The sequence below is a fragment of the Acinetobacter sp. 25-47-122 genome (assembly GCF_056779695.1).
This window is the reverse complement of the sequence record NZ_JBWYIJ010000011.1, coordinates 1-12,991: the sequence shown is the minus strand read 5'-3', so window position 1 is coordinate 12,991 and position 12,991 is coordinate 1. Positions and strand designations below refer to the sequence as shown.

Sequence of the window (12,991 nt, the reverse complement as noted above, 5' to 3'; positions counted from 1 at the left end):
TTATTTATAATTTTAAAAAGCCCACTATCACTGTGGGCTTTTTCTTGAATAAAAAAACAAGAGCAAATTATGGAACTGATTTTTTCAGCAGCTTTGTGCAGCGTACTAGTATCGATTTTATTGAAGTTTAGTAAATCTCGTGGATTTGATGTCATGCAAATGATTGCATGGAATTATGCCATCGCGACGATACTCTGTTTTTTTTGGTTTAAGCCAGACCTCAATCAAATATCATTAACCTCCACACCTTGGTGGCTTATTGGGTTGTTGGGGATAGCATTACCTTCAATATTCTTGCTGCTTTCCAAATCACTTGATCAAGCTGGAATTATCAGAACTGAAATCGCGCAAAGATTATCCGTTGTTCTTTCATTGTTGGCAGCCTATTTTCTTTTCCAAGAAAAATTTAGCACCCTGAAATCGATTGGTATTGCATTGGGTTTGGGTGCAATTGTTTTGATCATTTTTTCTAAAACATCGACACCAACATTGCAAACAAAAAAAGCAGGAATGTATTTGCTCGCAGTTTGGCTTGGCTATGCACTCGTAGATGTTCTGTTAAAATTCAGTACAAGTTTAGGATTAAAATTTGCAGTCAGTTTAAACTTGATGTTTGTGTTTGCTTTCATTATTTCCATGGGATATTTGTCCCTGCGTCAAACATCATGGACATTGCAAAATTTTCTTGCTGGACTAAGTTTAGGTGTATTGAATTTTGCCAATATTGCACTTTATGTGAAAGCACATATGTTGTTAAAGGATTCACCCGCAATTGTATTCGCTGGCATGAATATTCTAGTCGTAGTGTTAGGTGTGATCGCAGGTATATTAGTTTTTAAAGAAAAAATAACGTTAAAAAATAGCTTGGGGATTCTGTTAGCGATCACAGGAGTGTTGTGTTTAGCATTCGCTATTTAACTGTGAATTTGCATACATTCTGTTTAATCATATAGTCGATAGATTCCACTAAAGCGCTCACAGCCTGTTTGCTCAGTTGAGACAATTAGTAATGATTTTTGATATTTGAGTTTGTACTGACAATCATGCTCATTATCAATAATTTCGTGTTTGCTTTGAGTGGTCGTATAAGCCAATAACGGAATCGTTTGAGTTTCTAGGCGATTGTTAGGGCTACGATAAGCAATACCTTCAATTTTGACGCGATCCTTGCTTAATTGATGAATCTTAAGGTGTACAGGTTGCGTTGCAATTTTACCTTGTTCAAACTTGATGTAATGCTGAGTAAGCGTTTGATTCATCGACATGTAAAAGTTTAAATCATCAATGCGTTGATTGATTTGTAATGACACACAATTTTTATTTTTACACTGCTGCAGTCGATTCAGCCAAAGCTGTTGTGTATCTTGAATTAATCGAGTTGGTGCATCAGTAACTAAGTAGGATGTTAAAAAGCGTTCATTCAATTCATCTCTCAAAGATGAAAAATCAGCAGCACAAATCATGGAATTTTTAAAACTTGATTGCGGCTTATCACATTGAATAAGTTGTGCCTGTGCGACAGAAACACTGCTTAATCCAATGAAAAAGATAGAAATTAAAGGTTTCATCCAACTTGATACGCTTTTTGACAACATCATCGCTTATACTTTCAAATGTTTGCGCATCTACTATAGCGAACAAGAATCAAAGAATACAAGATTTCATTTTCAAAAACTGTGTAAAGGAGTTCAATGTGAGCTTAGCTATTCGTATAGGTCAAGGTATTGATGTTCATGCTTTTGAGGAAGGCGATTATGTCACATTGGCTGGTATTCGTATTCCGCATACACATGGTTTGAAAGCACACTCTGATGGAGATGTAGTTTTACATGCACTTTGTGATGCATTTTTGGGTGCTTTAGCGCTCGGTGATATTGGACAGCACTTTCCAGATACTGATGAACAGTTCAAAGGCGCGGACAGTAAGGTTTTATTAAAGCATGTTTATCAGTTGATATTGGATCGTGGTTATCAACTGAATAATGCGGATATTACAGTGGCTTGTGAGCGTCCAAAATTAGCGAAACATAATTTAGATATGCGTCAAAGTATTGCAGATGTACTTGATGTGGATATCAATCAGATTAGTATTAAAGCCACCACCACTGAAAAATTAGGATTTACTGGTCGTCAGGAAGGAATCCTGTCTACAGCGACCGTATTAATTAGTCATCAATGAGCAATTTTGATCATTCAAAGTTTTGCGCTTTCATCAAAGAGGCTTGCAGTTCTTGAGTAGCTTTACGTCCTTGCAACTGTAAGCCGACCGCGTGCATTAACCCAGTCCAAGTGTTGTTGGGTTCCCATACTTGGTGTAATAGCTCATGTGCAGTAGGTAAATCCATATTCATATAATGTAGTCGGTACAGATAGATTAATGAACTACATTGATGATTTTCGGTGCAATGTATCCAGACCATTTTCTCTTTAACGAGATGGTCGATCAGATCGAGCACAAATAAACATTGATCGTCATGTGGAAATTCTGGATCAATAGGGACTTGGATGTAGTTAAGACCAATTTCAGCACTCAAGCGATCTTCATGATTTAAGTTCGGTGTAGCATCATTAAAAGCGAGATTAATGATGGTATCGATACCATAAGCTTTAATCGATTTAAGTTGTTCTTCGTTTGGCTGACCTGAGCTAAACAAATGCTCATGAACAAATTGAAAATGGGGGATTGAGCTTAGTTCTTTTTCGAGTTGATCCATGATTTAACCTTATAAAAAAACGCCATCGTGTGATGGCGTTTTATCTGATTAACGTTGTGGTAGAACGTCTTTCAAAGCTGCATCCATTTCCAACAGAACTTTTTCAGTTGTTTCCCAATCGATGCATCCATCTGTAACAGACTTACCATACTCTAAATCGCAAAGATTTGCAGGAATATCTTGGCGGCCACCTTTTAAATGACTTTCAACCATAATACCTACGATCGATTTATTGCCATCTAAAATTTGTTCAGTGATATTTTTTAGAACCAATGGCTGAAGGTATGGGTCTTTATTAGAATTGGCATGACTCGCATCAATCATGATCTTGTTGCTTACTTTTGCTTTCGCTAATGCATTTTCAGCTTCAGCTACAGAACCAGCATCATAATTCGGTTTGCCATTACCACCTCGTAACACGACATGGGCATATTGGTTACCTTTAGTACGAATGACTGAAACTTGACCTTGGTCATTTAAGCCAAGGAAACTATGACCATGTTTTACAGATTGCATCGCATTGGTTGCAACAGTGAGACCGCCATCCGTACCATTTTTAAAGCCAACTGGAGATGATAAACCTGAAGACATCTCTCGGTGTGTTTGGCTCTCTGTTGTACGTGCACCGATTGCTGACCAAGAAATTAAGTCTTGGTAGTACTGTGGAGAGTTTGGATCAAGCGCTTCAGTTGCGCATGGCAGACCTTTCTCATTGAGTTCAAGCAATAATTTACGACCTAAACGTAAACCTTTTTCAATGTTGAAAGAGTCATTCATGTCAGGGTCATTAATTAAGCCTTTCCAACCCACTGTTGTACGAGGCTTCTCGAAATACACGCGCATGATGATATAAAGCGTGTCTTTCACTTTTTCGCTTAAAACTTTTAAACGATCAGCATAATCATGAGCTGCTGCAGGATCGTGAATAGAGCACGGTCCAATGACTACGAATAAACGTTTGTCGTTGCCATCTAAGATATTACGTACAGTTTCACGACCTTTTAGGACTGTTTGGTATGCATTATCAGTTAACGGTAATTCTGTTTTTAATTCAGCAGGAGTAACAAGAGGCTGAATGCTTTGTACATTCACGTCATCAATGTCGTTTTGGGTGATAGAATTTGACTGTAAAGTATTCATTGCCGTCACTGGTTCGTTTTTACAAGAAAATGTTCAATCTATTGAATATAGCATGATTCAGTAGATCATTTGTTATCAAAAAGTTGAATGGATTTAATAAAAAAAAGTAATGAAATTGTCTTTTTGGTATTAATCAGAGTTTCTACTTGTATTGTATAGAATGATTTAATTTTTGAAAATTATTAAATTGAATAAATCATTTAATTTCACCTCAGTGAAATATACAGCTTCACTGAGGTTATAGTTTGAACATGGTATTAAATTAAGAATAAGCTTGAGTTGATGTTTCAATAACTGCCTTAGGCGCGGTCACAGGTTTTGCTTTGACTGGATTAAGCATGAAGTTAACACCAATGGCAAATAAGGTGATGCCCAGTACCTTACGAATAATTTTTTCTGGTAAATGGGAGCTCACCAACGTACCAACGATGATTGCAGGAATCGATCCGACTAAAAGCCACATTAATAAATTGAAATCCACATTACCTGAATTCATATGCCCCATACCTGCAACGAGCGTCAGTAAAACTGCATGGACAACGTCAGAACCAATAATTCTAATCATAGGTAAATTAGGGAACATGATGATCAGCGCCATAATGCCGAATGCACCCGCGCCAACTGAAGATAAGGTCACAAAAATACCCAGTACAATGCCCATTAAAGCTATATATAAACGCTTCTGCTTTAATTTTTCTCGAGTTAATTCAACTTCCTGTTCAGTAACTTCTTTGGAAAATTTTTTGAAGAATTTTTCTACCTGTGTACGGAATACAATTGAAATACCAGTAATGGTCAGCATAAAGCCTAAGACCATCGTGAGAATGGCTTTGTAATGTGTGGATTGACTCAAATAGTTGTCTAAAACCCAAGTTGTGGCTAAAGAGGCTGGAATACTTCCGATCGCGAGCCAAATGACGATAGGCCAAACAATATTAAGTTTTTTTGCATGTACAAAAGAGCCGCAAAACTTAGAAATCGCGGCATAAAGTAGATCTGTACCAATCGCAATATGTGGTTCAATTTTAAATAAACCAATTAAGATAGGAGTCATAAGTGAGCCGCCACCTACGCCAGTAACCCCTACACAGAATCCAACTAAAACACCTGCTAAAATATATTCAATAGAACCGTACATCGTTTATGCTACTTATCAGAAAACCGGCATATCTTATGATTTTTGAATATAAGCTGTTGTCTTGATTATTCATTTACTTATTCAAAAATAAGATAAAGCATTACTAAGTTAAGATATTTCAAGAACTCAATCTGTTATGAGATGCTTATGTTAAGATACTTGTAGAGCATGAAAGAGGATATTCATTTGCAAAATCGAAAACTCAAAATTGGCATTGTGGTTGGTGAAGTTTCAGGTGATACCTTAGGCGCCAAATTAATACGTCGTTTTCGAGAGCAGGGAATTGATGCTGAATTTGAAGGAATTGGCGGTCCTCAAATGATTGCAGAGGGTTTTAAAAGCTATTATGCGATGGATATTCTATCGGTGATGGGAATTGTTGAAGTATTAAAAGATATTAAAAAACTTTTTGCGGTTCGAGATGGCTTGGTTGATCAATGGACTAAACAACCTGTTGATATTTTTATAGGGATAGATGCACCAGATTTTAACTTACGCTTAGCAAAAAAAATAAAGCAAAAATCGTTGCCAATTAAGACTGTTCAATATGTGAGTCCTTCAGTTTGGGCATGGCGTCAAGGTCGTGTTCATGGGATTAAAGCCACAATTGACTTGGTACTTTGTCTATTCCCATTCGAAAAAACTTTTTATGATCGATTTAATGTGCCAGCGGTATTCGTTGGACATCCTCTCGCTAATCAACTACCGTTGGAAAATCCTATACTCGATGCAAAGCAGGCGCTTGGTTTAAATCCTGCACAAAAACATATCGCGTTACTGCCTGGAAGTCGTCGTGGTGAAATTGATAAGTTAGGGCCGCTTGTATTAGATGCAGCGAAGATTGTCCATGAAAAATATCCCGAGTATCAATTTTTAATTCCAGCCATCAATGATGCTCGTAAACAACAAATTGAGCAGATCCTAATAGGCTATCCAGATACGCTTAAACATAATATTAAGTTAATGGAAAATATTGACGCGGAATCTAAAATAGGTCGGATGGTCATGGATGCTAGTGATATAGTGGCGTTGGCATCGGGTACTGCAACACTTGAGGCGATGTTATTGCATCGTCCTATGGTGACTTTTTATAAATTAAACAGTTTGACCTACTGGATTGCGAAACTTTTAGTGAAGATTCCTTATTATTCTTTACCTAATATTATTGCAGGTAAAAAAGTAATTCAGGAGTTAATCCAGAATGATGCAACTCCAGAAAACTTAGCACATGAGATTGAGTTGTTGATGAATATCGAAAACTCAAAAATACAATCTATGCAATTGTTGACGATGCACAAGCAACTATTGTCGGATCAAAATGAAGATCCAGTGCACGCAATTCTATCTATCCTTTAAAAAAAAGCCTCAGTATGAGGCTTTTTTTTGATTTTGCATTATGAGTCGGCACGAATTTTTAATTCATAACCCGTATATTTGCGTATATTGATTACCCCTGTGTCCATAATCAGATATTGTCCTTTGATACCGTGCAGTTTTCCACGTATGACTGGTGTTTTGTCTAAGTTATGCGATTTAATTTTTTCAGGATATTGATCGACAGGATAAATGAATTCACGAGGAAGTTCGTTTTCTAAAATTTCTACATTTTCATTGAAATCTAGGCTCATGCTGAACTCATCTCGAATCGTTTCAATTTGAGGTTCAAACTCCGTGAGTAATTCATCTCTGATCTCTAACAAATTTACCTTTTCCGCTTCACCTTTCAGCAATTTTCTCCAGTCTGTTTTATCAGCGACTTGCGCACCAAACATGACTTCAAGTTGTCCTGATAGCCGACGAGAGCCCACTTTCATAATAGGTAAAGCTTGGGTAGCCCCTTGATCCAGCCAACGTGTTGGCATTTGACCTAAACGGGTAATGCCAACCTTTAATGCACTTGAATTGGCAAGATAGACAATATGGGGTTGAAAGCATACTTCTTGAGCAAAGCTTTCTTCACGACAAGTCCCTAAATGGTAATGGCATGTTTCTGGCTTCATAATACACATATCACAGGCTGCTTTCGTTTTCATGCATTTAAAGCAGTGACCTTGGGAGTATGATTTTGGTGTTTTATTCCCACAGGAAACACAGTAAATTTTGCCGGTCCATTCAATTTCAATTTCTTGACCTAAGTTGAACGGGAGATTGATTTCTGAACGATCTAAAATAAATTTATATTCAACATTTGCCTGTTGTGTTTGTTGTTCAGTTACACTTAGGTTGGTTAAACCAGCGTGCATTTTATGACAAATGCCCTGTAATTCCATGCTTTAATCTCACTCAAATAAGGTGCAGCTCATGGCTGAGAAAAATGTCATCACGTCAATGCTAGACGATTTATCTAAAGAACAGCCAATTCAAACTGCCGTATGTCTTGGTCAGGATCTCAGCCAAGACTATGCTCAAACAATCCAATGGAATCATTTTAACGTAACTGAATTTTTAATGCTTCCTTTTCAGCAACGCTATGATCTAGGTGTTGTGATTTTAAATAATGAACAGATGGATACACTATCAACCCATCATAAATCACAAATGTTGGTAAAACTGCGTGATTTAATGGCAAAAAGAATCGTCGTGTTGAGTCATATTGCAGATGAGCAATTGTTAAGAAGTCTGGGATTCACGCAACTCATTGAGCAAAAAAATACAGAGCAAGATTTCGCCTTATGGCAATTCAATATTTTGAATTATAAGCATGTGCCAGATTGGTTTAATTCTAAGTTTTGGGCTAATCCAGAAAATTGGAATAAGTTTCGATGGTAATGGCAAACTTTGAGTTTATCAAAACACAACAATTTCAAGGTACAAAGCCATGTTTTTAACGATATGCTGATTAATGAAAATAAGAATGCAAAGGTGTCTTGATGACAAATTTAAGTAATATCGTTGAAATTTTAGCGAAACAGGCTTTAGGCGGTAATCAACAATCTAATCAATCGGGATTGGGTGGTGTACTTGGTTCGGTACTCGGAAGTTTAACGGGACAAAATAATCAGACCAATCAAAACCAACAACAAGGTGGATTGGGAGGGATTTTAGGATCTGTACTTGGTGGTTTATCGGGTAGTCAATCTGGTGGTGTAGGCAAATCATCAGGTCTAAACGCTCAAACCTTATTAATCGCAGTAGTTCCTTTAATTCTCAATTGGATTCAAAAAAATGGCGGTTTGCAAGGTGCACTTGATCAACTGAAAGGTCAGGGTCTGACGAGTCAAGTGGATGATTGGGTGTCAACTGGTCCTGGTGAAAATGCCAATGTCAGTACGCAACAAGTTCAAAATTTATTTGATCAGCAAGATGTCGAGCAAGTTGCACAAGAAGCGCAAGTTCCTAAACAGGATGTATACAGTGCGATTTCTTCAGTTTTACCACAAATTATTGATTCGCTTACACCTCAAGCAAACAAGACCGATCCGCAAGAAGCGAATTCAGATATACAAAATGTGTTGAATCTTGTATCAGGATTTTTAAAGAAATAAAGTGAAATTAATTTAAGTTGAAAAGCCGGATGTGACATACATTCGGCTTTTTTTATGAAATCGATCAAAGTATGTGTGTGGAATAAAATTTAAACGATTGATATATTTTAGAAAGAAGCATAGGACATGCTGAATAAAACAAAAATCATTGAGGGAGAAATTCATGATCCGTAAGGAGCATTTAATCACTGCTTCGTTGTCCTCGATTAAGGCAACCTATCAACAACTTTCATCCGCGCCACTTTCCATGAGACAAGGAGAATATAAGGCTCAGTTTATTGGTCCTTGGTGGTTAAGAGTGTCTGCAGCACCGAGTTTATTTTTAAGTGGATTGGGGGGATGGTTTGGGAAAAAATTCATCAATCAAAATTTAGTCACTAATATTTTAATCAATCACGGGCAGAAAAGTGAAAAGCTTCAAATGGAGTGTGTAGAAGAAGCGTCTTTGATTGATGGAAAACAAACGATCGCCCTGCATTATGGGGAGACAGCACCAATTCCATGGCGTTGGGTGGTTGATGAGTTAAGACAGCTTGATGAACATACGATGTTGTGTATGACTATCATTAATCTTCCTTTTTTAAAGCATTTTTCATTTCCATTTATTCTAAGTCGTGATGTATGAAATCAAAATTTGAATATGATGTCATTATTGTAGGTTCAGGCTTTGGTGGAAGTGTATCTGCGCTAAGATTGTCTGAGCTTGGATTAAAAGTAGCTGTGCTAGAGCAGGGAAGAAGGCTCACTGAAGATGATTTACATCGTGCAAGTCGGAGTTCTAAATACTTAAATTGGGCACCGACGTTAGGGATGAAGGGTTTTCTTGCACAAGACGTATTCCAACATATGGGTGTGGTTCGAGGGGTTGCCGTTGGTGGTGGCAGTGTTGTTTATGCTGCTGTGTTGTTAAAACCAGGTCAAAAGTTTTATCGTGATCCAACTTGGAGTCATTTGTCAGAAGACTGGGAGAGGGAATTACAACCGCACTATCAGATGGCTCAGTCCATGCTAGGTGTAAGTTTAAATCCATATAAAGGTCAGCAAGATGAGTGGTTAAAACAAACAGCAGAAAAAATGGGTTCTGGAGATAGTTTCGACACCGTCCCACAGGGAATTTACTTTGGTGATCCTCATCAATCGGTGAGTGATCCGCTTTTGAATGGTCAAGGTCCCGAACGAATAGGCTGTAATCAGTGCGGAAATTGTATAACGGGGTGTGCACAGGGCGCGAAGAATAGTTTGGATAAAAACTATTTATATCTTGCAGAGAAAAATGGAGTTGAGATTATTCCAGAAACCAAAGTGACTCATCTTTCACATGTTGATGGAAAATATATCATTCATACATATCAGTCATTTAACTCCAAAGAAAAACAAGATTACTCTGCGAAACAGGTCATTATATCCGCAGGTGTTATAGGAACCGTTGAAATTCTGTTTGCTTCAAGAGATGTGTATAAAACCCTACCGAATATTTCTGGTCAGTTAGGTGAGTATATTCGAACCAATAGTGAGGCGATTGTTGCAATCTCTAATAATGATAAAACAATGGATTTAACGAGAGGGACGACCATTTCCAGTCATTTTCATGCAGATGACAAAACACATATTACTCAGAATCGATTTCCAGCAAGTTATGAGTTTATAAAGTTTTATATGGGACCACTGGTCAATGGCGATCAACCTCTAAAACGTGCACTCCATGTTTTAAAGCATTTTTTTCTGCACCCCTTTGTTTCAACTCGATCATGGCGTTCTAAAAACTGGCATAAACGTGTCACTGTATTAACCGTCATGCAACAGGCAGACAATCAACTAAGATTTGTATATGGACGTACTGCACTCAGAGGTTTTAGGCGTTTTTTGAAAACGCAGGTTTCAGTTGGAGAAAGAGCGCCGTCTTTTATACCGTTAGCAAATGAAGCTGCGGAAAAATTTGCTGAAGTAAGTGGTGGTCAAGCACAGAATAATATGTTGGAAAGTATGGGGCACTTATCTGTTACAGCTCATATATTGGGTGGTGCAGTTATGGCTGAAGATTCCTCCAAAGGTGTGATTGACTCTAATCATCAGGTTTTTGGCTATCAAGGCTTATATGTGGTTGATGGAAGTGCGATTCCTGTGAATGTTGGTGTTAATCCGAGTTTGACCATTACGGCATTAGCTGAGCGATTTGCAGAAAAATATAAAATTAGTCATTTCGATAAAGTGTCATAAATCCACCATCATAATGTCATATCTTCGTTGAATACTCTTGGTTTAAAAAAGGAGTATTCAAATGAAGAACAAGATAAAAATAACAGGTCTTCTATTAACGACATCGTTATTGCTAAGTAGTTGTGGTGGAGATGACCAAAAACCTATTCCTAATATTACACAACCCTCAGAATTAAAAATTCTTCATATTAATGACCATCACTCCCATTTAGATGGTGAAGAGCTTAGCTTTAATTTTGATTTAGGTCATGGTGAAGAAAAACTAGTCGTTTCGCGTGGTGGATTTTCTCGTGTAGCAACATTTATGAATCTAATAGCAGAAAATCATCCGAATGTGGTGAAAATGCATGCTGGCGATGCGATAACAGGAGATTTGTATTACAACCTGTCAAATGGAAAAGCTGATGCTGAAATGATGAATACAGTGTGCTTTGATACTTTTACCTTGGGAAACCATGAATTTGATGCAAAAGATCAAGGCTTAAAAGATTTTATTGGTTTTTTAGACGAAGGACACTGTAAAGAGCGAACTGAGATTCTTTCTGCAAATGTTGAATTTGGGGTGAGTTCACCTTTATATCAGACAGATCGGATTCAAAATTCTATTGTTCTTGAGCGGGATGGGGAAAAATATGGGGTTGTGGGACTCACCATTGCATCAAAAACTAAAAACTCCTCTCAACCAAATCAAGACACATTATTCCAAGATGAAATTACAGTAGCTCAAAATGAGATTAATCAACTCAAAAAACAGGGAATTAAAAAAATTATTTTACAAACACATGTAGGCTATGAACTAGATCAAAAATTAGCACAAGAACTTACGGATGTGGATGTGATTATTGGAGGCGACTCCCACACATTGTTTGGACCTCATATATTAGAAAAGTATGGTATGTCTCCTGTCGCTGCCTACCCATTACAACTGAAAAATAAAAATGGCGAATCTGTTTGTATTGCTCAAGCATGGCAATACAATTATGTGGTTGGTGAGCTTAACGTAAAATTTAATGCAGATGGTGCGGTTCAAAGTTGTGTGGGTACACCGCATGTGTTAATTGGCGATGATTTTAAACGTAAGCAAAATAATGAAAGAGTCAGTGATCAAGAAAAAAAATATATAGAACATCAATTCGAAAAAGAACAAGCTCCTTTTTCTATTGTTAAAGAAGATCAAAATATTTTGAGTGTCTTAGAGCCCTATAAGCAATCTAAAAAATTATTTGCAGCCAAAGTTGTTGGGCAGGCAGTAGATAATTTATGTTCGAGACGCGTGCCAGGAACGCAATTTGATCGTTCACGATCATCTTTAGGTAATGTGTGTAATTTAAATGCGCATGTCGATGCCCATGGTGGTGATATTCAACAAATGGTTGCCGAAGCATTTCTTAAACAAGGCAAAGAATATTTTAATGCTGATATTTCATTTCAAAATGCAGGTGGAGTAAGAGTTGATTTGGCGAAAGGAAATATCACGGTAGCGGATATCTACCAAGTCTTACCTTTCAAAAATACGCTCGTTCAATTAAATATGAGTGGTCAAGAAATTAAAGATACGCTTGAAGATGCCATTTCAGGCGTGATTGAACAAAAAAATACTGGAAGTTATCCGTATACCGCTGGATTAACTTGGCAAGTTGATATGACGCAGCCTAATGGAAAGCGTATTACAAATATTCAAGTCAGAAATGGAGCTGACCAGCTCATACCATTAGATTTAAATCAGTCATATAAAATTGTGACCATCAATTTTTTAGCTGATGGGGCTGATTACTATCATACATTGAAAAAAATTACAGGTGAGCGTCGAATAGAAGTTGGATTGGACTATGCAGAAGCATTCTTAAATTACTTAAATTCCATAGATGGTCATCAAGAAATGAAAACAATTCGAAAATTACCTACTTCATATTATAGTACTCAAAAATACATAGAATAAGATTTAGAGCTTTTTGATCTGAAAATCCCCAATTTAATTGGGGTTTTTTAATTTAATTAATCGTTTTTGTGTATTTTTTAGTGTAAAAAACATAAATTTGCTTAAAAAATAAACACGCATGAGTTTTTGTTGAAATAAGGGGTTGCAAGGTAGGAAAAAATCTATAGAATGCACCCCATACCGACGAGATATACGGAAACGAACGAAGCAGATTGCTGAGTTGTTAAGTGTTTCGAGTCCAGCTTCTATCATTGACGAGATGTTAGAAAGATCATTAAGAGATTATGAAGAACAACTTGTGTGGATTTTTACTGGTTGATTGATCGATATATATTATCATTGATAATTGGTAGAAATT

13 protein-coding genes are annotated in these 12,991 nt (G+C 37.0%); 8 read left to right on the top strand and 5 right to left on the bottom strand.

What is annotated here, in order from left to right:
• The first annotated feature begins 69 nt into the window (after positions 1-69).
• Positions 70-918: an EamA family transporter gene (locus tag AC1M9P_RS11100; RefSeq protein ID WP_481587634.1), complete on the top strand. Its 849-nt coding sequence runs from the start codon at positions 70-72 to the stop codon at positions 916-918.
• A gap of 23 nt (positions 919-941) precedes the next feature.
• Here the strand turns inward: AC1M9P_RS11100 and AC1M9P_RS11095 are convergent, their stop codons facing one another.
• A complete protein-coding gene (locus AC1M9P_RS11095; RefSeq protein ID WP_035269186.1) occupies positions 942-1,595 on the bottom strand; it encodes an A1S_1983 family putative colistin resistance protein in 654 nt (217 codons plus the stop codon).
• A gap of 98 nt (positions 1,596-1,693) precedes the next feature.
• On the opposite strand from AC1M9P_RS11095, the gene ispF reads away from it, so the two are divergent.
• On the top strand, positions 1,694-2,179 hold the full coding sequence (gene ispF / locus AC1M9P_RS11090) for a 2-C-methyl-D-erythritol 2,4-cyclodiphosphate synthase (protein ID WP_035269158.1): 486 nt from the start codon (positions 1,694-1,696) through the stop codon (positions 2,177-2,179).
• 10 nt (positions 2,180-2,189) lie between these two features.
• Here the strand turns inward: ispF and AC1M9P_RS11085 are convergent, their stop codons facing one another.
• The 3 genes from AC1M9P_RS11085 to AC1M9P_RS11075 form a co-directional block, all read right to left on the bottom strand.
• Positions 2,190-2,714, bottom strand: a complete 525-nt coding sequence (locus AC1M9P_RS11085) for a protein-tyrosine phosphatase family protein (RefSeq protein WP_180000437.1) — start codon at positions 2,712-2,714, stop codon at positions 2,190-2,192.
• Positions 2,715-2,762: 48 nt separating this feature from the next.
• On the bottom strand, positions 2,763-3,854 hold the full coding sequence (locus AC1M9P_RS11080; protein WP_051586615.1) for a 3-deoxy-7-phosphoheptulonate synthase: 1,092 nt from the start codon (positions 3,852-3,854) through the stop codon (positions 2,763-2,765).
• 262 nt (positions 3,855-4,116) lie between these two features.
• Positions 4,117-4,992, bottom strand: a complete 876-nt coding sequence (locus tag AC1M9P_RS11075) for a sulfite exporter TauE/SafE family protein (RefSeq protein ID WP_481587633.1) — start codon at positions 4,990-4,992, stop codon at positions 4,117-4,119.
• A gap of 186 nt (positions 4,993-5,178) precedes the next feature.
• On the opposite strand from AC1M9P_RS11075, the gene lpxB reads away from it, so the two are divergent.
• Positions 5,179-6,348: a lipid-A-disaccharide synthase gene (gene lpxB / locus AC1M9P_RS11070; RefSeq protein WP_035269182.1), complete on the top strand. Its 1,170-nt coding sequence runs from the start codon at positions 5,179-5,181 to the stop codon at positions 6,346-6,348.
• A 38-nt stretch (positions 6,349-6,386) separates the two neighbouring features.
• Here the strand turns inward: lpxB and AC1M9P_RS11065 are convergent, their stop codons facing one another.
• Positions 6,387-7,262 carry a DUF2797 domain-containing protein gene (locus AC1M9P_RS11065; protein ID WP_481587632.1) on the bottom strand — a complete coding sequence of 292 codons (876 nt, stop codon included), beginning with the start codon at positions 7,260-7,262 and terminating at the stop codon, positions 6,387-6,389.
• Positions 7,263-7,293: 31 nt separating this feature from the next.
• Between AC1M9P_RS11065 and AC1M9P_RS11060 the strand changes: the two genes are divergently transcribed.
• The 5 genes from AC1M9P_RS11060 (at position 7,294) to AC1M9P_RS11040 (ending at position 12,633) form a co-directional block, all read left to right on the top strand.
• On the top strand, positions 7,294-7,761 hold the full coding sequence (locus AC1M9P_RS11060) for a DUF6231 family protein (protein WP_092767830.1): 468 nt from the start codon (positions 7,294-7,296) through the stop codon (positions 7,759-7,761).
• A 101-nt stretch (positions 7,762-7,862) separates the two neighbouring features.
• Positions 7,863-8,477: a YidB family protein gene (locus AC1M9P_RS11055; protein ID WP_035269150.1), complete on the top strand. Its 615-nt coding sequence runs from the start codon at positions 7,863-7,865 to the stop codon at positions 8,475-8,477.
• 163 nt (positions 8,478-8,640) lie between these two features.
• Positions 8,641-9,102, top strand: coding sequence for a hypothetical protein (locus AC1M9P_RS11050; protein WP_481587631.1), 462 nt, complete (start codon positions 8,641-8,643; stop codon positions 9,100-9,102).
• Positions 9,099-10,694 (top strand): GMC oxidoreductase, encoded by a 1,596-nt coding sequence (locus AC1M9P_RS11045; RefSeq protein WP_481587630.1) that lies wholly within the window; start codon positions 9,099-9,101, stop codon positions 10,692-10,694. The genes AC1M9P_RS11050 and AC1M9P_RS11045 overlap by 4 nt, the downstream gene beginning before the upstream one ends.
• Before the next feature lie 61 nt (positions 10,695-10,755).
• Positions 10,756-12,633, top strand: a complete 1,878-nt coding sequence (locus tag AC1M9P_RS11040; RefSeq protein WP_481587629.1) for a 5'-nucleotidase C-terminal domain-containing protein — start codon at positions 10,756-10,758, stop codon at positions 12,631-12,633.
• The last annotated feature ends 358 nt before the right edge of the window (positions 12,634-12,991 follow it).

Coding starts and splice junctions, on each gene's coding strand:
- AC1M9P_RS11100 (WP_481587634.1), top strand. CDS start 70: ATGGAACTGATTTTTTCAGCAGCTTTGTGCAGCGTACTAGTATCGATT.
- AC1M9P_RS11095 (WP_035269186.1), bottom strand. CDS start 1,595: ATGTTGTCAAAAAGCGTATCAAGTTGGATGAAACCTTTAATTTCTATC.
- AC1M9P_RS11085 (WP_180000437.1), bottom strand. CDS start 2,714: ATGGATCAACTCGAAAAAGAACTAAGCTCAATCCCCCATTTTCAATTT.
- AC1M9P_RS11080 (WP_051586615.1), bottom strand. CDS start 3,854: ATGAATACTTTACAGTCAAATTCTATCACCCAAAACGACATTGATGAC.
- AC1M9P_RS11075 (WP_481587633.1), bottom strand. CDS start 4,992: ATGTACGGTTCTATTGAATATATTTTAGCAGGTGTTTTAGTTGGATTC.
- AC1M9P_RS11065 (WP_481587632.1), bottom strand. CDS start 7,262: ATGGAATTACAGGGCATTTGTCATAAAATGCACGCTGGTTTAACCAAC.
- AC1M9P_RS11060 (WP_092767830.1), top strand. CDS start 7,294: ATGGCTGAGAAAAATGTCATCACGTCAATGCTAGACGATTTATCTAAA.
- AC1M9P_RS11055 (WP_035269150.1), top strand. CDS start 7,863: ATGACAAATTTAAGTAATATCGTTGAAATTTTAGCGAAACAGGCTTTA.
- AC1M9P_RS11050 (WP_481587631.1), top strand. CDS start 8,641: ATGATCCGTAAGGAGCATTTAATCACTGCTTCGTTGTCCTCGATTAAG.
- AC1M9P_RS11045 (WP_481587630.1), top strand. CDS start 9,099: ATGAAATCAAAATTTGAATATGATGTCATTATTGTAGGTTCAGGCTTT.
- AC1M9P_RS11040 (WP_481587629.1), top strand. CDS start 10,756: ATGAAGAACAAGATAAAAATAACAGGTCTTCTATTAACGACATCGTTA.